Source organism: Ruegeria sp. CJ2 (assembly GCF_056536745.1).
Genome location: NZ_JBQFQF010000003.1, coordinates 103773 through 125036, shown reverse-complemented (window position 1 = coordinate 125036; position 21264 = coordinate 103773). Strand labels below are relative to the sequence as shown.

The following is a 21264-nucleotide window of genomic DNA, read 5'->3' as shown; positions in this document are numbered from 1 at the left end:
TTTCTGGGCAATCCCCAAAATGCCGCAGGTTGTGTTAGCGCTCGAATCATTCAAAGCCCTTGGAGTTGCTGGTCAATTCCATTTCAGACGACGCAGCGACGCGGGTTGTAAAATTCTCCACCCCTCTGTAACCCCAAAGGCACAGACAGCGCGACATATTATGAGGACACAATGACCGCACGCTTTCAAGGCACAGCCGAATATGTTGCCACAGACGATTTGACAATCGCCGTTAACGCTGCGGTCACACTGGAACGTCCGCTTCTGGTCAAGGGCGAGCCGGGTACTGGCAAGACCGAATTGGCCAAACAGGTCGCCGGGGCCCTGGGCCTGAAGATGATCGAATGGAACGTCAAATCGACCACCCGCGCCCAGCAGGGTCTTTACGAATACGATGCGGTCAGCCGTCTGCGCGACAGCCAGTTGGGGGACGAGCGGGTTCACGACGTGTCGAACTATATCCGCAAGGGCAAGCTGTGGCAGGCGTTCGAGGCCGACGAAAAGGTCGTGCTGCTGATTGATGAAATCGACAAGGCCGATATCGAGTTTCCCAACGACCTGCTGCAGGAACTCGACAAGATGGAATTCCACGTCTACGAGACCGGCGAGACGATCAAGGCCAAGAACCGCCCCATCGTGATCATCACCTCGAACAACGAAAAGGAACTGCCTGATGCGTTCCTGCGTCGTTGTTTCTTCCACTACATCCGGTTCCCCGATGAAACCACGATGCGCCGTATCGTCGAAGTGCACCATCCCGGTATCAAAGACGGTCTGCTGACCACCGCCCTGACCCAGTTCTACGAAATCCGCGATACGCAGGGGCTGAAGAAAAAGCCGTCGACCTCTGAGGTGTTGGACTGGCTCAAGCTGCTTCTGGCCGAGGATCTGACGGCCGAGGACCTTAAGCGTGACGGTGCCAACGCCCTGCCCAAGCTGCACGGCGCGCTGCTGAAAAATGAGCAGGACGTGCATCTGTTCGAACGTCTGGCGTTCATGGCTCGCAGCAAACGCTAAGAGATGTGACGTTCCGCCGATCGACGCTTGCCTTATAGAGGGCCGGGTGTCAGCATCAGCGCAGAGGCGTCCGGGTCTGTCCGGGCGCTTGCTCACGTTATGAATGGGACATGTTACTTGCCTGATACTCTTACAATTCGCGCATTGCGGCCCGATGATCGCCCCGAATGGCAAGAGATGTGGCACGACTATCTGGCATTCTATGAAACAACCGTCCCGGCCGAGACATATGACAGCACCTTTGCGCGCCTGCTGGCGGATGATCCACACGATTTTTCCTGTTTCCTCGCTGAAAAAGACGGGCAGTTGATTGGTCTGACCCATTACCTTTTCCACCGCCATGCATGGAAAGTGGAAAGCGTATGTTATCTGCAGGACCTCTTTGCCCGGCCAGAGGCGCGCGGGACAGGTGTAGGACGGGCCCTGATACAGGCCGTTTACGACGAGGCCGACAGGCAGGGCGCCCCGTCCGTTTACTGGCTGACTCAGGAGTTCAACCATACAGCGCGCAAGCTGTATGACCGTATCGGCAAGGAAACGCCCTTTATCCGGTATCAACGCCCATGATGCGATGGGCGGCACTCCTTTTCGGGCTGGCCCTGACCGGATGCGCGGCGGTCCCTCCGCCCGAGCCGCCAACCCGCGTGAAGGCAGTCGAAGATATCCTGCCGCCGGTCAAGGCGTTCACGGCGTCGTACCCTACCCCTCCGGCGCGGTCGAATATCAATATCGCGTCGGATTTCATCGCTTTGCATTTCGCGTTGGAAAGCGGCACCCCACTGCCGGTTTTCACGCGGTTTGAGGAACCGGTAACGGTGCGTTTGACGGGGACACCGACCCCATCCATGCAGCGCGACCTGACCCGACTTCTGACCCGTCTGCAACGCGAGGCCAGGATTGACATCCGCCAGATTTCAGAGGGTCAGGCCAACATCACGGTTGAGGCCGTCAGTCAGGACCAAATCCACGATATTCTGCCGAACGCGGCCTGTTTCGTTGTTCCCAATTCGTCCAGCTTTGAAGAATACAGCCGCGATCGTCGCAAAAGGAAAAGCAGTTGGACCGCTCTGCGCAACCGGGAACGGATAGGGATTTTCATACCTTACGACGTCAGCCCGCAGGAAAAACGGGATTGCCTGCATGAAGAGATCGCGCAGGCGCTGGGGCCGTTGAACGACCTGTATCACCTGCCGGATTCCGTCTTCAACGACGACAACATCCACACCGTTCTGACCGGCTTCGACATGCTGATCCTGCGCGCGACGTATGCCCCCGAACTGCAAAGTGGCATGACGCGCGAACAGGCCGAGGCCGCCATCCCCGGTATCCTGTCGCGGCTGAACCCGCGTGGGGACTCCTTCCAACCGCAACCCATCACCGAAACCCCGCGCGAATGGGTCAACGCCATTCAAAAGTCCGTCGGTCCGGGACCGGGATCGCGCAAACGCTTTCGCGCCGCGCAAAAGGCTGCCCTGATTGGTCAGGAACAGGGATGGACGGACCACCGCCGCGCCTTTCCTTATTACCTGATGGGGCGCATGGTACAGTTCGACGATCCGCAGCAGGCATTGCTGCACTATGACGTCGCCCTGCAATTTCTCCGCGCTACCCCGGGCACCGAGGTTCACCGCGCGTATGTGACGACCCAAACGGCCTCTTACGCGCTGGCGCAGGGCAAGGGGTCTGAAGTTCTGCCCGAATTGAACAAGGCCATTGACGTGATGGCGCGGGCCGAGAATGCATCACAACTGGCCACGTTGTTGCTGTTGAAGTCCGAAGCGCTCAGTCAGACCGGACGGCTTGAGCAAGCACGTTCCGTCAGGCTGGACAGTCTGGGGTGGGCGCGCTACGGCTTCGGCTCGGAAATCGTGGTCAGGTCGCTTGTGCAAGACGTTGCCGAAGCCCCTGCAAACAACAAAGGCGGGTAACGCATGATAGTGGTTCTGGGCATGGCGATCCTTGGGGCTATCCTGGGGGCTTTGACGGCGCGCAAGCGCAATGGCAGCCCGGCAGATATCGCTCAATATGCAGCAGGTTACGGCATTGCCTTTGCCCTTGTCGGCCTTGTACTTTCCCTCATCCTTGTTCGTCTGGTAGCCTGATCCATGTTCCTGCCCTTCTTCGAAAACCTTCGCAAAGCCGGTATTCCCGTTTCACTCCGCGAATACCTGACCTTTCTGGAGGGTATGAAAAAGGGCCTCGCGACCTATGACGTCGAAGCGTTCTATTATCTTGCCCGCGTGTCGATGGTGAAGGACGAACGCAACATCGACAAGTTCGACCAGGCTTTTGCCGCAAGTTTCAAAGGGCTGGAAGAAATCAGCTTTGATCAGGTTCTGGAAGCCGTCGACATCCCGACCGAATGGTTGGCGAAGATGGCCGAAAAGCACCTGTCAGACGAAGAAAAGGCCGAGATCGAAGCCCTTGGCGGCTTTGACAAGCTGATGGAAAAGCTGCGCGAGCGGCTCAAGGATCAGGAAGGCCGCCATCAGGGGGGCAACAAGTGGATCGGCACCGCCGGGACGTCTCCGTTCGGGGCCTATGGCTATAACCCCGAGGGCGTGCGGATCGGTCAGAAGGAAAGCCGCCACCAGCGTGCGGTCAAGGTCTGGGACAAGCGCGAATTCAAGAACCTGGACGACACGGTCGAACTGGGCACGCGCAACATCAAGGTCGCCCTGAAACGCCTGCGCCGCTGGGCGCGCGAGGGTGCGGCCGATGAACTGGATCTGGACGGCACCATCCGCGCCACCGCCGAACACGGCTATCTGGACGTCAAAACTCGCCCCGAACGTCATAACGCGGTCGAAGTGCTGCTGTTTCTGGACGTGGGCGGTTCAATGGACCCGCACATCAAGGTGGTTGAAGAGCTGTTCTCGGCTGCGCGGACCGAGTTCAAGCATCTGGAATACTACTACTTCCACAACTGCCTGTATGAAGGCGTCTGGCGAGACAACGTCCGTCGTTGGGACCAGCAGACCCCGACCCACGAGGTACTGCGGACCTATGGGCCGGACTACAAGTGCATCTTTGTCGGGGATGCCTCCATGAGCCCTTACGAGATCGCCTATCCCGGTGGCGCGAGCGAGCATTGGAACCAGGAACCTGGTCAAGTCTGGCTGCAACGGGCCCGCGAACAGTGGTCATCGCATCTTTGGATCAACCCGGTGCCCGAGAAATATTGGGAATACACCCACTCGATCAACATGATCCGTGAGATATTCGAAGACCGAATGGTGCCGATGACGCTGGCCGGACTGGAACAGGGAATGAAGGAACTGACACGATAGCTCTTTTGGGCTTTGATCGTCTTGAACTATTGTTTCTAATTTGGAAACAATGAGCCATTTTCTTTCAAATATCCGACCTTTGTAGCCCCTAAAGAAACAACCCCTCTAAATCCCGCCGGGATTCCTTAATCCATGCTATATTGTGAATTGGTTAAGGCTGGGGGGCTAAAATGACCAGATTTCGTTTTCGCGCATTTCTTACGACCATTGTTACATCAGCTTCTCTTATCCTGACATCCGGTGCGGTTGCCACATTTGCACTTGCCCCAGATTCTGCATTTGCCAAAAGCGACAAGGCAAAAGGCGCAGGTAAAGGCCGTGGCAAGGGCGGCGGAAAGGGAAAGGCTGGAAAAGGCAATAAAAACAGCAAGACAAGCGAATACGGGAAAAGCGGAAACAAAGCCCGGAAGAACAATTCCTTTCAGAATTTGTTCAAAAAGCAAAACGGCTCCAACAAGGCTAAAAGTAAGGGCAAGACCGGAACCACGCAAAAGGTTTCGTTTTCAGAATTCGGACGCGAGTTCAAACGGGACGTGGAAGAGCTGTTTGGCAATCGCTCAAGCTCTCGGTCGAATCGTGGTTCGAAACCGGTCAAAAAGTCATATCGCCAAGCCTCGATTGACCCGATCGAACAGTCCCCGCGCCCGGTGGCCCGATCTACAGGGGCTTATAGCTGGCATCAGGGTGATGAGGATCAAAAACGGCGGAAACGGCATAAGCGCGATCCTCTTGTTGCGGCTATCACCGACCCCGATGGCTCGGACAAGCTACGCAACCTGAACGCCTCGAACGCAGCGGCGCCTGCGTTCCGAAACGCATCTCCGAACAGCAATGTCGGAAAGATCGCGACCTATCAGGCGGAAGCAACCGAGTATTACGATCTGCGCGCCGACCTATACGAGGCGCGCCGTGATCTGCGCGACCTCAACGAAGGATATGATGGCCGTTCGAGCTATGAGATTGCCGATGACATCGCCGGGCTTGATCCAAATGACCCGGACTACGATGAGCAACTGGATGAGTTGGAGACCGAACTGCGCGAAGCTGAAGTGTACGAGGAAACCCGCGACGACCTTCGGCAGGATGTCAAAGACCTGTCATACGACACCAAGGATGCGTTGGCCGACGCAGAATCCGCCTTTTTCGAAGCATCAAAGGGCCGCACTCTGACCCGCAGCGCGTTGGGTGAGTTTCATGACAATCTTGATCTTCCGCAACCAAAAGATCGCCATCAGGACGACGTGACGATTCAGCCCGTGCCCTATGACCCTGAGTATCACCGCTATTCCGACGACCACGCGTATTTCGCAAAAGAGGCCGCTTATACTCTGCGCTACGACGACGTCGAATACCCGAACAAAAAGGGCCGGAACCGTTACAAACGCGATCCGCTTGTCGCCGCGATCACGGCCCCCTACGGGTCGGACAAGTTGCGTAACCTGAACGCCTCGAACGCGGCGGCCCCTGCGTTCCAGAACGCGGCACCCAACAGTAACGTCGGCAAGATTGCGTCCTACCAGCTTGAAGCGTCCGAGTATTACGAACTGCGCGCCGAGCTATACGAAACCCGGCGCAACTTGCGGGCGTTGAACGAAAACTATGGCGGTCGCACCAGTGACGAGATTGCGGACGACATTGCCGATCTTGACCTCGACGATCCGGAATATGACGACAAGCTGGATACTCTGGAGCGAGAGTTGCTTGAAGCAGAGGCATATGAAGAAATTCGCGACAACCTGCGTGCAGATGTCAAAGACCTGCGGGTCGATACATTGGTCGCCCAGAAAGAGGCCGAATACGCGTTTTTCCAAGCGGCCAAGGGCGAAGTGCTAACCAAAGACACTCTTTCCGACCTGCATGAGAATCTAGAGCTGCCTTCGCCCGTCGACTGATCGGACCCACGGCGTTGGTCTCAGACCGGCAAGACGGAAACTTGTGGCTTGTCTCGTCCACGCGCGCGGCCCATATCTGAACTATGCTTCGCCTGACCCCAATATTGCTGGCAATCGCCTATGCCGTTGTCATGTATCGAATTTCCGTCTGGCGCACCCACCGGGAACTGGACGCCAAGTCAACCGAACTGGCCGATCCCGCGCTCAAACGCATGACGGATCGGCTTGCAGCGGCGCTGGGGATCGACCGCGTGCCGGTCTATATCTACGAGATTGACCCGGTGAACGGGCTTGCCGCACCGGATGGGCGAATTTTCATAACGCGCGGGTTCTACCGTAAATTCAGCAATGGTGAGGTTTCGGCCGAAGAAATGGCCAGCGTGATCGCGCATGAACTTGGCCATGTTGCCTTAGGCCATGCCCGGCGGCGGATGATTGATTTCTCGGGCCAGAATGCGCTTCGGGCGGCGTTGATGATGTTGCTGAACCGTTTCATCCCATTCATTGGTGCGTGGATTGCAAACATGCTCACCCATCTTTTGGCCTCACGTTTGTCGCGCGGGGATGAATATGAGGCCGATGAATATGCCGCTGCACTGTTGACCAAGGCCGGGATCGGGATCGGGCCGCAAAAGTCCCTGTTTCACAAACTCGAAGATCTCACGCAACAACGCGCAGGTGTGACCCCGGCCTGGCTGATGAGCCATCCCAAAACCGATGAGCGTATTGCGGCGCTGGAGGTGCTTGAACAGCGTTGGGGCGCGGGTGGATAAGCTGGATCTTGCCCTAGCTTGTGAGCGCTTTGCCCAGACGCGATAGCCGGGCTTTTTTCATCAACGCGCGGAGGTTCCATTGGTCGCCCGACAGACGGTTGGCTTCGGCCAGAACCCCGTCGGCGAGTTCGGCCATGTTGACCGGGTTTTCCGACCAGAACCCATGCAGCAGCGCGTCGGGATCGCGGCGTTCAAGCCCCTCTTCCGAAAGGATGTTCCTTGGGAAATCCTTGGCATTCACGGTAACAATGACATCCGCAGACGAGGACACAGCCGTTGCCAGAACGTGAATATCTGCCGGATCGGGCAGCCAAAGTCGCTGCGCTAACCCTGGGTTCTCCGGGTGTTCAGCTTTTGGCCAGCTTGCCTGTGTCAAAGCGATTTCAGCGCGGGCTTGCGCCTCACCTTCGAGGCCGAGTTTACGGGCCGCGCGCGCCCATTCTTCTAGGATGCGCGCAGACCAGACCGGTGTAAAATGACCAAGTTTGGCCGCACCCAGCAGCATCTCTCGCATCACCGTCGGGTAGATGACGCAGGTATCGAGAACGGCCTTCACAGACGATAGAACACGGCTTTGAGGTATCCGCTTTCGGCCAGTTGTGGCAGTTGCGGGTGATCGGGTCCGGCAAACCCGGTATGGATAAGCTGCGCCTGCCGCCCTGCCCGACCAATTCCGCGAGAGGATGCGTCGCGGAACCGACCAAGATCGGCCGCGTGCGAGCAGGAACAGAGGCCAAGATAGCCGCCCACCTTCACCAGCGGCGCAGCCAGTCGTGCCACACGCTCATACGCGCGCAACCCTGCATCCAATGCCTGTTTTGACGGCGCAAAAGCTGGCGGATCACAGATAACGACGTCGAATTGGGCACCCTCCTGCCCCAGTTGTGTCAGAACATCGAAGGCATCGCCTTGCCGGGTCTCGAACTTGCCGTCAAATCCCGACGCCTGCGCACCCTTAGCGGCCAGCTCCAGCGCAGCGGCAGAGCCATCGACGGACAGCGCGCGACCCGCACCCCCGGCCAGCATCGCAAGACCAAACCCACCAACGTGGCTGAAGACGTCCAAAACCTGCGCATCAGGCTGGACCAAACGGGCGGCAAACGCGTGGTTGGGACGCTGGTCGTAGAAAAGACCGGTCTTCTGCCCACCGGTCAGGTCGGCCATGTAGGTCGCGCCATTCATTGGAACCGGCAGCGGGGCTTCGGGGACCGCGCCGCGCAATGTGAGGTTGACATCATCCAGCCCCTCCAGACCGCGCGTCCGACCCGAAGCATTTTTCAAAACGACCGAAACGCCCGTCACAGAGACCAGAGTATCGGTCAGAGTCTCGAGGTGTTTTTCAGCCCAAGCCGCATTTGGCTGGATAACGCAGGCGTCACCGAAACGGTCGATGATCACGCCGGGAAAACCGTCCGCTTCGGCATGGATCAGGCGGTAATATGGCGCATCAAACAGCCGTTCACGCATCTCAAGCGCGCGGCGCAGTCGGGTCTCGAACCAATCGGAATCCAACGTGGCCTCCAGATCGCGGTCCAGAACGCGGCACATGATCTTGGAGTTCGGGTTCACCGCAACCAGCGCAATGGGCGAACGCTTGTCGTCTTCGAGAACCGCAAGGGCGCCAGCCTCGATCTTGCGCGTCCGGCGGTCGATTACGATGTCATTTGCATAGACCCAGGGAAAGCCATGGCGCAGCCCGCGTGCGTTGGCTTTGGGTTTGAGGCGAATTCGGGGACGATCGGCGGTTTGGGTCATGGCGCCCTCTTAGTGCCGATTGTCCGCAGGGAAAAGCCCTAGCGCGAGCGCGAGCGCCATCCGCCGCGTCTTTTGGGCGTTTGGGCGGCCTGCAAGCCGTCGGCCAGAACCTGCGTCATCGGATGATCCGCCTCTTGCGCGGAATAGGTGGCATGCAAGTCGGTCAGCGCCTGTGCCTGGTTCCGGTCCTCAGGCAGGCTGAGAGCCCAGTCCAGAAATATGGTGCGGCATTCCTGCAAGGTGATGCCCTCGATGCGATAGGCTTCGCGGATAAGACCTTTGTGATCGTTCGGGTCGTCACTGCGCGCCATTGCCATCCTCCTTGATCACGCTGCCGATGATCTCGGCCGCGCTTGAATACTTCTGCTGCAACGCGGCCTGTAGCTCATCGACTTGATCGAACCCCGTCGCCCGGCACAGGAAATCAGACCCGCCCTGACCGATTTTATCCGCGTCGATCACCTTACCGGACAGCAGCCGCGCCGCACATTGCACGGACCAGCATAGATCGTAGCACTCTTTGAGCGTTTGCGCCTGCGCGACATCCAAAAGCCCGGCAGCGACCGCACCGTCCAGCCCCGCGTGAACATCGTGTTTGGTCTCACCGGACAATAACGCGCCAGTTTCGGCCATCAGTTCAATATCCATCATGCGCCCTGCCCCGTTCTTGGCGTCCCAAATACCAGACGGGGATTTCGCAGCAGCCAAACGGGTGCGCATTTCTGCCACCTCGTTCAAAACCTGCGCATGGTCTCGGGGACGAGACAGGAGTTCCGCACGGAACGCCTCGATATCTTCGGCCAGTCCCGGATCACCGGCCACGACCCGGGCACGGGTCAAGGCCAAATGTTCCCAGACCCAAGCTTCGTTTTGCTGATAATTGGTGAAACTGGCCCAACTTGTCGCCACGGGACCCTGATTACCCGAAGGGCGCAGGCGCATGTCGACCTCGTACAACCTGCCCTGAGACATGGGCGCAGACAGCGCTGTGATCAGGGCCTGCGTGAACCGCGCGTAATAGGTCCGGGTCGCCAGAGGCCGCGGGCCGTCAGACATGTCCTGATCCAGCGGATCGTAGATCACGATGATATCCAGATCGGATTGCGAGTTGATCCTGCCCGCGCCAAGCGACCCCATACCCAGCACGGCAGCCCCGCGTCCGGGTGCAGGTCCGTGTTTCCGGGCGAACTGGTCTTCCACGCATGGCAGGATCGCGGCGATCACAGCCCCGGCCAGTTCCGCATATTGACGTCCGGCCTGTGCCCCGTCGATCAATCCACGCAGGTGATGTACGCCGACCCGAAAGTGCCACTCTTTGCACCAGCGCCGCGCGAGGTCCAACTGGCTTTCATAGTCGCTTTCCTGCGCCAGCGCCTGCTCCAGATCAGACTGCAAAGCGGGTCGTCCCGGCCAGTCATCAAAGAAGCTGCCCCCAATCACCGCATCAAACACCGAGGAATTGCGCGACAGGTGCGCCGCCAGCGCATGTGAGGTTCCGACAATGTCGATCAGCAGGTCAATCAGGTGAGGGTTAGCTTCGAACAGTGAAAAGAGCTGCACACCCGCAGGCAAACCGGACAGAAACCCGTCCAACGCCAACAGCGCCTCATCCGGCTTCGCGGTTTTCGACAGACGTGAAAGAAGTTCGGGCTTGAGCCGTTCGAAAATGCGCGCGCCCCGTTGTGACCGCAAGGCCGGATAGGTGGGCCAACGGGCCAGAACGCTTTGGTCAAACCCGACCTCTCCGGCAGGTTTCGGCGTTGACGAACCGGGCGCAAAGAACCCTTCGGTCAGCTCGTGCACTTCGGTCATACGGCGGGTCAGGTCCGATGTCAGCTCGGCGCTGTCGATCCCCATCAGGCAGGCGACACGTTCGATCCCGTCGGGCGACTGAGGCACCTTGTGGGTTTGCGCGTCGTGGATCATCTGAATCCGATGCTCGACTTCGCGATGGGCGCGATAGTGATCGGTCAGCTTGTCCGCCACATCCTGCGGAACCCAGCCCTTATCGGCCAAAGCTGCCAAGCCGGGCACCGTTCCGCGAACCCGCAGGTCAGGGTCGCGCCCTCCGGCGATCAACTGGCGGGTCTGAGTGAAGAACTCGATCTCACGAATCCCACCCTGCCCCAGCTTCATGTCATGGCCGGGTATGGTCAGGGCACCGCCGGTGCCTTTGTTCTCACGAATGCGCAGGCGCATGTCATGGGCGTCCTGAATGGCCGCAAAATCCAGATGCCGCCGCCAGACAAAGGGGCGCAGCGTGTCCAGAAAACGCTGACCTGCTTCGATATCACCTGCGCAGGGCCGCGCCTTGATATAGGCTGCGCGCTCCCACGTGCGGCCAAGGCTTTCATAATACCGTTCTGCCGCCTCAGCCGCCATGCACACTGGCGTCACCCCCGGATCAGGACGCAGGCGCAGATCTGTGCGAAAGACATAACCATCAGCCGTCTTGTCGCTCAGCGTTGCACAGAAATTCCGCGTGGCCCGGACCATTCCGTGGCGCGCATCATAGAAATCATCCGGATCAAACCGGGTTTCATCAAACAGAACGATCAGGTCGATATCCGAGCTATAGTTCAGCTCGTGTGCGCCCATCTTTCCCATGGCCAGAATGAACATCCCGGCAGCGGTTTCGACGTCATCCTCGGTCATACCCGGCAGTTTGCCGCGTCGGATCAGCGCGGCAATTTCCGCCTTGGCCGCAATATCTGCCGCAAGCGCACCAAAATCCGTCAGGGCCGCCGTAACTTTCTCCAACGGCCACGCACCGACCAGATCAGCCAGCGCGGTCAGAAGCGCCATTCGCCGCTTGGCCTGCCGCAACCCGGGCTTCAACTGGTCGGCAGGCAGGCCGCGTGCGTCCTGCATCACCTCTGCCAAAGCCTGATCGGGCTGGACCAGAGCCTGCGCAAGCCAATCCCTTTCTTGCGAGACAAGGCCCTTCAGATAGGGGCTCGACCCTGCGGCCCCGGCGATAAGTTCACCAGCTTCGGGCGCAACATCGGGGACAAGCGCACGCGCTTCCTCCCCTAGCGACGGATCGAAAGGTCGCGGCATGCGTTGGATGGCGAGTGGTTCTGACATTAACCCTCCGGCGGAACGACAACAAACGGGGGTTCAAGCCCCAATTAAGAGATGGCGTGATTTCAATGTCTTGCGCAAGTGGAAACTGTGCACCGCCTGAAGCTTGGTCATGTAGCGATTACCTCAAATGTAAATCTTTTTCACATTCACCCCTTGCAACCTGCCGCACACCCCCCATCTAGATGATGTGAACGCAATTTACATTAACCCGGAGACCCCAAATGACCGCACTGTCCGACCACGCCGTCCCTGAAAATCCGGGATGGCTCTACCGCGCCGAAGCCTGGCTTGATGACAAGGGAAAAGGGGCCTGGATCGCCGCAATGGTCCTTGGATTCATCTTCTTCTGGCCCGTGGGCCTGGCTCTTCTGGCCTATATGATCTGGAGCAAACGCATGTTCAGCAAGTCCTGCAGCCGCCGCAAAACCTGGCACAGCCACATGAGCGCCATGAAACCTTCGGGCAACAGCGCCTTTGACGCGTACAAGGCCGACACCCTGGCCCGTCTGGAACGCGAACAACAGGATTTCGAAGCGTTCCTGCGCCGCCTGCGCGAAGCCAAGGACAAGGCCGAGTTCGATCAGTTCATGGATGAACGCGCCCGCGAAAACAGCGATCAGCCCGAAAACGGCGAAAACGCCTGATCCAGCCTTGCCCTGCCCCGCCTGATCGGGACAGGGTAAACCCACACAACAACTCGGAACTCCCCACATGACCCACCTGCCTGACCCTGACCGCCAACCGGAGTTCTATCAGTCCGTGGCGATCAAACGCTTTGTCGCGTGGCTGTTTGACATCGCCTTTATCTCGCTGCTCTGTACGGTCGCGATCTTTCTGACCCTGGGCATGGGCCTGTTTATTCTTGCCCTGATCTACGCGGTCGTCAGCTTTGTCTATCGCGTTGTGACCATCGCAAATGGCTCGGCCACGTTGGGCATGCGCTTCATGGGCATAGAACTGCGCGATTCCTTCGGTGCCCGCATGGACACCGGCAAGGCCGTAGCCCACACTGCGGGCTATTTCGTCAGCATGGCTTTTCCTGTTCTACAGATCATTTCCATCATCATGATGCTGACCAGCGCGCGATGCCAGGGATTGACGGACGCGTTCCTTGGAACGGTCATGATCAACCAGCGCGCGTAAAAATTATCCAACTGCTTGAATCACTTGGCGGTACCGGGATCGGTTGTTATCATCCGTCTCAGGAAACCTGGAACATTCATGCGACACACGCTGCCGATAGCGCCACAATTCTATGTGACGGCCCCACAACCCTGCCCTTATCTTGAGGGCAGGATGGAGCGTAAGCTGTTCACTGCCCTGCAAGGCGAAGGCGCAGATCAGCTTAACAATTCGCTGTCGCAACAAGGGTTCCGCCGGTCCCAGAACGTACTCTACCGCCCATCCTGCGCCGATTGCGCGGCCTGTTTGTCCGCCCGGATAAACGTGTCCGAATTTCGCATCAGCAAAAGCCAGAGACGCTCAATCAAGCGTAACGCCCACCTGCAGCGCAAGGCGAATTCGCCTTGGGCAACGGATGAGCAATACGAGCTGTTCCGCCAGTATCTGGACACCCGCCACGCCGATGGTGGCATGGCCGATATGGATGTCTTCGAATTCGCCGCGATGATCGAGGAAACTCCGATCCGCAGCCGGGTCGTGGAATACGCGGACCCGGCCACCGGTGACCTGATCGCCGTAAGCCTGACGGATGTCTTGGATGACGGGCTCAGCATGGTCTATTCCTTCTACGACCCGTCGCAACCGCAAAACTCGTTGGGGACTTACATGATCCTCGATCACATCGACATCGCGCGCGAAGCGGGCCTGCCTTATGTCTATCTCGGGTATTGGGTGCCCGGCAGCCCGAAAATGGGATACAAAGCCCGCTTCTCGGGGCTCGAAGCCTACGTTCAGGGCGAATGGGTTGGTGTCGGCAATCCGTCCGAATTGTCGGACTCCCGCCATCACCCCCTGTCCACCGCCCCCATTGCCGAGCAGGTGGCCAACATCCAACTGCCAGACCGCCACCCGACCAAGGGCTGAGGCAACATGCGCCAAAGTCTTCACGCGGTGACGCTGGTGGTCCCGGATTATGACACAGCCATCGCATTCTACTCGCAAACGCTGAAGTTCACCGTATTACAGGACGTTGATCTGGGCGCAGGAAAGCGATGGGTGCGCATCGCCCCACCGGGATCAAAACAGGGGTCGCTGCTGCTCGCCCGCGCAGACGGCCCCGACCAATCCGCAGCAATCGGCAACCAGACCGGCGGGCGCGTAGGCTTCTTTCTGGAAACCGATGACTTTGATCGCGACCACGCCGATATGACGGCCGTAGGTGTTCACTTCGAAGAAGCCCCCCGACACGAACCCTACGGAACCGTCGTAGTCTGGCGCGATCCCTTCGGAAACCGCTGGGACCTCATTCAGTTCACCTGATCCGCCCCTTCATCTGGCGAAAAATATCCCGGGGATGAATTGGCCGCAGGCCAAGAAGGGGCTGGCCCCTTCCCAAAACACCAAAGCAAAGGGGGCCAACAGGCCCCCTTTTCACTTTCACCGCATGACACCCAAAGGTCAGTTCGGGATCAGATCCGGAACGATTGTCACAATCGACGGGAAGAACCACAGGATCGCGATTCCGACCACCTGGATCAGCACGAAGGGAATGATCCCGCGATAGATATGACCCGTCGTGACCTCCTTCGGCGCAACCCCCCTCAGATAGAACAAGGCAAACCCGAACGGTGGCGTCAGGAACGAGGTCTGCAGGTTCACCGCGACCATGATCGTGACCCACTTGGGATCAAATGACCCGCCATAGATCACCGGGCCGACGATTGGGATCACGATGTAGATGATCTCGAGGAAGTCCAGCACGAACCCAAGGATGAACAGGACCAGCATCACGATCAGGAAGACCGTGAACTCGTTGTCAAAACTCTTGAGGAATTGCTGGATGTAATGTTCCCCACCAAACGAGATCACCACAAGGTTCAACAATTGCGAGCCGATCAGGATGGTGAACACCATCGAGGTCACCTTGGCGGTTTCCCGGACCACCGGCGTCAGAACGCCGCTGGTAAACAGGACCCAGCACCCATAGATCAGACCGAACAGGGCGAACAGGTAAGCGCCGTAGGCGATGATGAAGGCGATCCAGGTTTCCACCGTCACGCCGCCCTGATTGATGCGCAGGTCAAAGTTGACCCCCATCAGCAGGGCGATGATCACGGCAAATGTCGACCAGATGATCACCTTGCCGGACCGTCCCTGATCCTGCAGTTTGCGGTAGGCCGCCAGCATGATCGCACCACCGGCCCCCAGCGCAGCCGCCGGAGTCGGGTTCGTCACGCCACCCAGGATCGAGCCGAGAACCGCGATGATCAGAACCAGCGGCGGGAACACCACGCGGATCAGATCATTGGTCGCACACCGCGCCGCGGCCTCCTTACAGCCATACATAGCCAGCGCAAACGGCGCTGCCAGCAGCAGGAAAGTTGCCCCGGACGAGGTCGTCGGCGCGATCAGAAGCACATCTACCAGCAACATCAGCAACAGACCGATGGCTCCGACGATCAGGGGTTGCGTGGGCCGAGAGGGTGCAATGCCACGTCCCATGACCAGTGTCAGACCCAGCAGAACAACCATCACGGCGACACCGGTTCCAATCGGGGCAGCCGCTGCGATCTTAGCTTCCTGTGCGGCGGCCAGTTCCTCTTCGGTCAACCGTGTGGCTTCGCTGGTTCCACCTGCAGCGTCGATGGATTCCTGCTCGGCCACGGCCTGATCCCAGGCGGACTGACCATGCAGGTCGATCATCGAGGCTTTGCATTCAGCCGACACATTCGTGCGCAGCGAGGCGCCCTCGCCAATGTCAGAGAATGCGGAAACGCTGACGTTCTGGGTGCCGATGACACCGGCACTACTCAGCATTACCGCGCCCACGATCAGGGCAACCGGCGCACCCAGCAACCAGGTCAGACCTTCCGCGCGGGTAATCACCTCGCCACTGCCGCCCGACATTTCGACGGCCGGAGCCTTTTCGGGGTTCAGCAACGCATATCCAAACGCATAGAGCGCATAGAGCAAGGCCAGCATGATCCCCGGCAGCAGCGCCGCCTGGAACAATGTGCCGACCGAAACCACCGCAGGCTCACCCAGATAGGTCAGCGCGTCGGTACAGCCCGCTTCAACCGCACGGGTTTCCTGCGCGGTCGAATACAAATCCCCCGCAAGCGTCCCCAATAGAACGATCACGATCGAGGGTGGGATGATCTGCCCCAACGTACCCGAGGCCGCGATCACACCTGTCGCCAGTTCGGGCGAATAGTTGTTCCGCAACATCGTCGGCAAGGCCAGCAGGCCCATGGTCACCACGGTGGCCCCCACGATCCCGGTCGAGGCCGCAAGAAACGCTCCCACCACAACAATCGACACGGCCAGACCACCCGGCAGCGGTCCGAACACGCGCGCCATCGTCGTCAGCAGGTCGTTTGCAATCTTCGAGCGTTCAAGCGTGATGCCCATCAGGACGAACATCAGCACGGCCAGCAGAGTCTCGATCGACTGCCCTGCCAGAACGCGCTCGTTCATCCGGTTCACGATGAATGAGACGTTGCGGTCAAGGGCCGTTTCCCAACCCGATGCAAAGACTGGTTCAGCTATGCGCGGTAAGTCCGGGTATCGGAACACCGATATAACATCTGGCTTGATCCCAGAATTCACCACATCCCGATAGGCTTGTGAGCCGGTATCAATCGCCTGATGTATCAGCAACCCGGCACTGTCCAGCGCCGCAATGATCCCGAATGAGATGATCCCCGCCCCACCGATGGCAAAAGCCACCGGAAAGCCGGACAGAATGCCTCCGAAAAGGCAGAAGAACACGATAATGAGGCCTATCTCGACGCCATCAAGTCCGAATAACATAGTCTGGGTCCCCGTCCCTAATGTGCGCCTTCGTAGGCTTCTTCACCCTCTCCAAGGCTGTCCTTGTCGAGGTATTTTCCAACGCTGTCTGGCCCTTCCACATATTCCAGATACGACCGGTACAGGAACGCGATGGCGTGCAGGAACACCATGCCCGCGAAGGCCACCAGAAGGATCTTGAACAGGAAGTAGGCGTTGAACCCATTCGGGCTGAAACCGATGGTTTCCACATTCCAACGCAGGGCGCGGGATTTCAGAACCAGCTTGTCCAGCGTGTCACTGGCCGAAGGCTTTGGCACGATCAGGTGCCGCCACATGAAGTACCAGCCGTACATCCATGTCAGCACCGCCATCGGCATCATGAAGAGCAACGCACCCAGCATGTCGACGACACGCTTGGCCCGATGGCTGATACCTGCATAGATCAAGTCAACCCGAACATGTCCGCCCTGCACGAAGGTATAGGTGCAGCACAGGCACACGACCATTGCGTTATAAAGCTTCAGTTCTTCGGCATACCAACTGATATCCATCTGGATCGGGATGCCGAAACCGAAGGCCATATCGGGCCGTGCAAACACCCGCTGCATAAAGACGATGACGATCTGCTGGATGACCATCAGCAGACCCGCCCATGCAAAAAAGCGCCCGGTTGTGTTGGCGAACCCTTCAAGCCCGCGCACCATGCCCCACATGAAATTCCGGTAGTACAGGCCGACGGCCGTCAGAACCAGAAAGATGGTGAAGATTACAAAGAAGAACTCGACCGAACCGCCATAATAGACAAAGCGCATGATGGCTTCTTTGTCCGACCAGTTCAGCCAGAGCTGCGGATGCGTGATGGCGTATCCGAAATTATAGAAGGCTTCGGCAATGTTCTGAATGAACCAAACCAGTCCATTCCACAGGGCGCCGAAGAACGAGATACCGTTTTCGTCCTGCATGTTGTCCCCAGGTCGCGTCAGTTGCACCGCAGCTTATTGTTGGCTTGTCCGAGCCCTGCATGTGCAACGGGAAAGGCTTCCCCGCGCTGGGCGGGGAAACCAATTGAGTTCAGGTCTGGCGATTAGCCGCGAACGCGGTCGCGCTGAGCGGTGTAGGCACCCGACGACAGGTTCAGCCATGCCGACGAGGACGCCATCGAAGCCATTGCGCTGTCGTGGATTTTCTTGAACAGCTCATCGCCCATGTTTTCGTCCAGAACTTCCTGGCTGGCAGTGCCGAAGGCATCCCAAACGCTGTCCGGGAATTCCATGACCTTCACGCCGCCCGACTGCAGACGCTGCAGGGCCGCACCGTTGTTGGCCAGGAATTGCGCCAGGTTCCACTGGTGCGCTTCAGCGGCAGCGATCTCGATGATCTTCTGCTGTGCGGGTGTCAGTTCCTCGAACACGTCGCGGTTGGTCGCCAGCGACAGACCTGCGCCCGGCTCGTGGAAGCCCGCGGTGTAGTAGGTCTTGGTGATTTCCTGGAAACCGGCCTTTTCGTCGGCCCACGGTCCGATCCACTCGGTCCCGTCGATCGCGCCGGACGACAGTGCCTGATACACTTCCGAACCCGGGATGTTCTGAACAGACGCGCCCAGTTTACCCAGAGCTTTACCGCCCAGACCCGGCATGCGGAACTTCAGGCCGTTAAAGTCTTCGGGGCTGTTGATCTCTTTCGAGAACCAGCCGCCTGCCTGCGCACCGGTGTTACCGGCCAGGAACGACTTCAGGCCAAAGATCTGACCCAGCTCGTCATGAGCTTCCATGCCGCCGTCGTGGTAATACCAGTTCACCAGTTCCTGCGCGGTCATGCCGAACGGAACAGCGGTAAAGAAGGCATAGCCCGGATGCTGACCCACAAAGTAGTAGTCCGCCGCGTGGTACATGTCGGCCTGACCCGACGAGACCGCGTCGAAAACTTCGAACGCGCCAACCAGTTCACCGGCTGCTTTGATTTCAACGGTCAGGTTGCCGTCCGACATTGCAGTGATGCTGTCGGCGCAACGCTGTGCGCTGTCGAAAACACCTGCCAGACCACGACCCCACGAGGTCACCATGGTCAGGGTGCGCTTGCCCTGCGCGTAAGCCGGAGCCGCCAGCGTGGTGGCCGCAGCTGCCGAGCCGCCCAGAGCAGATGTTTTCAGAAATGAACGACGATCCATATGAGTGTTCCTCCCCTACATATTCAATACCCCAGCCGATGCCGGGGGCAGTCGTTGTCAGTGAGCGCCAGCCTAATGACCGCGAATTGAATGTGAATACCTACTACTACGTAGGAAGAGCGGTTTTTTGGCGGCTTGGGTCGTGAATTTGACGCCAAACACCACATTTTTCTGACCTATGGCCGGGAAGAACGATCAAAAGTCCAAAAATTTTGCAATTTCCCGCAGGCTTGCGTATCGATTCGACCATGAGGGGATTCCGAAATCTGATTTCGCTGACCTATGGCCAGAAATTGTCGCTTGTCGCGGCGATTCCCTTGGTCGTGGCCGTCGCTGCGATTGCCTTGTTCGTGACTTACGAATCCCGCGCAACGGCCGAGCGCGAGATTCAGGCATTAGAACGCAGGCTGATCGAGGCCAAGAAGGAAGAGCTGCGCAACTATGTGACCCAGGCCCGCAACGGGTTCGCCTATATCTATGGCCGCGCATCAACTGACGACAAGGTGGCGCAGAATCTTGTGACGCAAATCCTGTCAGCGATGATCTACGGCAAGGACGGGTTCTTTTTCGTCTACGACTATGACGGCAACAATCTGGTCAGCCCGCGCCAAACCCAGTTCATCAACCGCAACTGGGAAGGTCTGACTGACAGCGACGGCACGCCTGTTGTTGATGAATTCATTCGCCTCGCCCGTCAGGGGGCTGGCTGGCACAGTTTCATGTGGCAAAAACCCTCAACCGGGGAAGAGGCGCAGATGATCGCCTATGTCGTCGGCCTGCAAGATTGGCGATGGGCCGTGGGGACCGGTGTTTTCATCGACGATATCGTTGCCACCGTCGCCAATGCCCGCGCCGAGGTTGAGGCGCGTGTTCAGCGAACCTTTATGTATATCGGCGGCATCGTTTTGGCTGCTGTGTTGATCGTCTTTGCCTCGGGCATGTTGCTGAACTTCCGCGAACGCAGGCTGGCCGACGCCAAACTGAAAGAACTGACCCAACGCGTGTTTGACGCGCAGGAGGAAGAACGCGGTCGCGTGGCGCGTGAACTGCATGACGGGATCAGCCAGATTCTGGTCGGGGTGCGCTATGCCTTGGACAATGCCCGCCGTCGCCTGTCTCGGGGTGATGACGCAGGCGCGCGTGATCCGTTGGAGAAGGGGATCGACCACCTTGGCACGGCCATCACCGAGGTCCGCCGCATCAGCCGCGACCTGCGTCCGGGTGTTTTGGACGATCTGGGGCTTGGCCCGGCGCTCAAGGCGCTAACCGACGATTTCCGCGAACGCACAGGGATCGAGACCGAGTTTTCGACCGTCGTCTTCCGCAACCGTCTGGATCAGGACAGCAAGATCGCGCTGTATCGTATTGCCCAGGAAGCCCTCACCAATATTGAGCGCCATTCGGGGGCAACGCGCGTCACAATTGATTTGCGCGGCCATAAGAAAGGCGCGACAATGCGCATTACAGACAACGGTCGTGGTCTGCGTAGCGACCCCGGACAGGCAAGCGCCGGGATCGGATTGCGGAACATGCAGGAGCGTATCGAACAGCTTGACGGCTCCTTGCGTATTCTGTCATCACGCGGCCCACGCAGCGGTACGGTGATCGAGGTCAGCCTGCCCCTGAGCCACCTGTTGCCACCGCAGGAAGACGCAACCCCGAACCGAAAGGCCGGTGCATGAGCGACCAAACGATCCGGGTCCTTATTGTAGACGATCACCCGATGGTCGCCGAAGGGATTCAGTCGATCCTTGAAAGCTATGACGAAATTCAGGTCGTTGGAACACTCAGCAGCGGGCAGGAGGCGGTTGATAAGGCAAAAGATCTGGCCCCCGACGTCATCCTGATGGACCTGAACATGCCGGGACTAGGCGGGTTGAGCGCGACCGAGATCATCCTCGAACGTCTGCCCCAAACTCGCATCCTGATCCTGTCGATGCATGACAGCCCGGAATATATCTCAACCGCGCTGAGCCACGGGGCCAAGGGCTATGTCCTCAAGGATGTCCAGACCGAAGAGATCAAGCAAGCCATCGACGCCGTGATGCGCGGTGAACAATATCTGTGTACGGGCGCCAGCGGTTCATTGCAGCCCAAGGGCGAAAGCACCCGTGAGGCGCTGACAGGGCGCGAACAAACGATCCTGCTGGAACTCGCGCAAGGAAAGTCGAACAAAGAAGTCGCTCAGGCGCTGGATATCTCTGTTCGAACCGTCGAGACGCACCGCAAGAACATCAAACGCAAACTGGGCATTTCATCAACGGCAGGCCTGACACGCTACGCGCTGGAACACGGCGTCCTACAAGGCACCAGTCCCGGCTTTTGATCCCGCAGCGCGCAGCGCTGCCACGCCCAACCAGCGGAGA

Annotated in this window: 20 protein-coding genes; 13 read left to right on the top strand and 7 right to left on the bottom strand. The window is 58.6% G+C overall.

Features of this window, described 5'->3' with window-relative positions; all coding sequences use genetic code 11:
- Window positions 1-171 precede the first annotated feature (171 nt).
- From ACR0MS_RS05140 to ACR0MS_RS05110, 7 genes are all read left to right on the top strand, one after another.
- Complete coding sequence (locus ACR0MS_RS05140; protein WP_170382826.1) at window positions 172-1017, top strand: AAA family ATPase; 846 nt, start codon at window positions 172-174, stop codon at window positions 1015-1017.
- Between the two features lie 117 nt (window positions 1018-1134).
- Window positions 1135-1584, top strand: a complete 450-nt coding sequence (locus ACR0MS_RS05135; protein ID WP_480570119.1) for an N-acetyltransferase family protein — start codon at window positions 1135-1137, stop codon at window positions 1582-1584.
- Window positions 1581-2945: a DUF2927 domain-containing protein gene (locus ACR0MS_RS05130; RefSeq protein ID WP_480570116.1), complete on the top strand. Its 1365-nt coding sequence runs from the start codon at window positions 1581-1583 to the stop codon at window positions 2943-2945. The genes ACR0MS_RS05135 and ACR0MS_RS05130 overlap by 4 nt, the downstream gene beginning before the upstream one ends.
- 3 nt (window positions 2946-2948) lie before the next feature.
- Entirely contained in the window at window positions 2949-3119 is a 171-nt protein-coding gene (locus ACR0MS_RS05125) for a hypothetical protein (protein WP_480570113.1), read from the top strand.
- 3 nt (window positions 3120-3122) lie between these two features.
- On the top strand, window positions 3123-4307 hold the full coding sequence (locus ACR0MS_RS05120) for a vWA domain-containing protein (RefSeq protein WP_480570110.1): 1185 nt from the start codon (window positions 3123-3125) through the stop codon (window positions 4305-4307).
- A 170-nt stretch (window positions 4308-4477) separates the two neighbouring features.
- Window positions 4478-6199 carry a hypothetical protein gene (locus ACR0MS_RS05115; protein WP_480570107.1) on the top strand — a complete coding sequence of 574 codons (1722 nt, stop codon included), beginning with the start codon at window positions 4478-4480 and terminating at the stop codon, window positions 6197-6199.
- An 83-nt stretch (window positions 6200-6282) separates the two neighbouring features.
- Window positions 6283-6972 carry a M48 family metallopeptidase gene (locus ACR0MS_RS05110; protein ID WP_170382814.1) on the top strand — a complete coding sequence of 230 codons (690 nt, stop codon included), beginning with the start codon at window positions 6283-6285 and terminating at the stop codon, window positions 6970-6972.
- A 13-nt stretch (window positions 6973-6985) separates the two neighbouring features.
- Here ACR0MS_RS05110 and ACR0MS_RS05105 read toward each other — a convergent pair whose 3' ends face one another.
- From ACR0MS_RS05105 to ACR0MS_RS05090, 4 genes are read right to left on the bottom strand one after another with little or no spacing between them, the layout of a single operon-like run.
- Entirely contained in the window at window positions 6986-7528 is a 543-nt protein-coding gene (locus tag ACR0MS_RS05105; protein ID WP_480570104.1) for an RSP_2648 family PIN domain-containing protein, read from the bottom strand.
- Window positions 7525-8727: an RSP_2647 family RNA methyltransferase gene (locus tag ACR0MS_RS05100; protein WP_480570101.1), complete on the bottom strand. Its 1203-nt coding sequence runs from the start codon at window positions 8725-8727 to the stop codon at window positions 7525-7527. Before ACR0MS_RS05100 ends, ACR0MS_RS05105 begins: the two co-directional genes overlap by 4 nt.
- Before the next feature lie 38 nt (window positions 8728-8765).
- Window positions 8766-9038, bottom strand: coding sequence for a hypothetical protein (locus ACR0MS_RS05095; protein ID WP_480570098.1), 273 nt, complete (start codon window positions 9036-9038; stop codon window positions 8766-8768).
- Entirely contained in the window at window positions 9025-11814 is a 2790-nt protein-coding gene (locus ACR0MS_RS05090; RefSeq protein WP_480570095.1) for a [protein-PII] uridylyltransferase family protein, read from the bottom strand. The genes ACR0MS_RS05095 and ACR0MS_RS05090 overlap by 14 nt, the downstream gene beginning before the upstream one ends.
- A 221-nt stretch (window positions 11815-12035) precedes the next feature.
- Here ACR0MS_RS05090 and ACR0MS_RS05085 point away from each other — a divergent pair, with 221 nt between their 5' ends.
- The 4 genes from ACR0MS_RS05085 to ACR0MS_RS05070 all read left to right on the top strand — a co-directional run bounded on the left by ACR0MS_RS05085 (window position 12036) and on the right by ACR0MS_RS05070 (window position 14256).
- Window positions 12036-12458, top strand: a complete 423-nt coding sequence (locus ACR0MS_RS05085) for a DUF2852 domain-containing protein (RefSeq protein ID WP_480570092.1) — start codon at window positions 12036-12038, stop codon at window positions 12456-12458.
- A 67-nt stretch (window positions 12459-12525) separates the two neighbouring features.
- Window positions 12526-12957, top strand: a complete 432-nt coding sequence (locus ACR0MS_RS05080) for an RDD family protein (RefSeq protein WP_480570090.1) — start codon at window positions 12526-12528, stop codon at window positions 12955-12957.
- Between the two features lie 78 nt (window positions 12958-13035).
- Complete coding sequence (locus ACR0MS_RS05075) at window positions 13036-13860, top strand: arginyltransferase (protein WP_480570087.1); 825 nt, start codon at window positions 13036-13038, stop codon at window positions 13858-13860.
- A 6-nt stretch (window positions 13861-13866) separates the two neighbouring features.
- A complete protein-coding gene (locus tag ACR0MS_RS05070; protein WP_480570084.1) occupies window positions 13867-14256 on the top strand; it encodes a VOC family protein in 390 nt (129 codons plus the stop codon).
- Window positions 14257-14394: 138 nt separating this feature from the next.
- Here ACR0MS_RS05070 and ACR0MS_RS05065 read toward each other — a convergent pair whose 3' ends face one another.
- The 3 genes from ACR0MS_RS05065 to ACR0MS_RS05055 form a co-directional block, all read right to left on the bottom strand.
- Window positions 14395-16749, bottom strand: coding sequence for a TRAP transporter large permease subunit (locus tag ACR0MS_RS05065; RefSeq protein ID WP_480570081.1), 2355 nt, complete (start codon window positions 16747-16749; stop codon window positions 14395-14397).
- Window positions 16750-16766: 17 nt separating this feature from the next.
- The gene (locus ACR0MS_RS05060) at window positions 16767-17693 is read right to left on the bottom strand and encodes a TRAP transporter small permease subunit (RefSeq protein ID WP_480570078.1); all 927 of its coding nucleotides are present in this window, start codon (window positions 17691-17693) and stop codon (window positions 16767-16769) included.
- A gap of 122 nt (window positions 17694-17815) precedes the next feature.
- Window positions 17816-18898, bottom strand: coding sequence for a TRAP transporter substrate-binding protein (locus ACR0MS_RS05055; protein WP_480570076.1), 1083 nt, complete (start codon window positions 18896-18898; stop codon window positions 17816-17818).
- A 248-nt stretch (window positions 18899-19146) separates the two neighbouring features.
- Here ACR0MS_RS05055 and ACR0MS_RS05050 point away from each other — a divergent pair, with 248 nt between their 5' ends.
- Together ACR0MS_RS05050 and ACR0MS_RS05045 are read left to right on the top strand one after the other, a co-directional pair.
- The gene (locus ACR0MS_RS05050) at window positions 19147-20580 is read left to right on the top strand and encodes a cache domain-containing protein (RefSeq protein ID WP_480570073.1); all 1434 of its coding nucleotides are present in this window, start codon (window positions 19147-19149) and stop codon (window positions 20578-20580) included.
- Window positions 20577-21224: a response regulator transcription factor gene (locus ACR0MS_RS05045; RefSeq protein ID WP_480570070.1), complete on the top strand. Its 648-nt coding sequence runs from the start codon at window positions 20577-20579 to the stop codon at window positions 21222-21224. Before ACR0MS_RS05050 ends, ACR0MS_RS05045 begins: the two co-directional genes overlap by 4 nt.
- The last annotated feature ends 40 nt before the right edge of the window (window positions 21225-21264 follow it).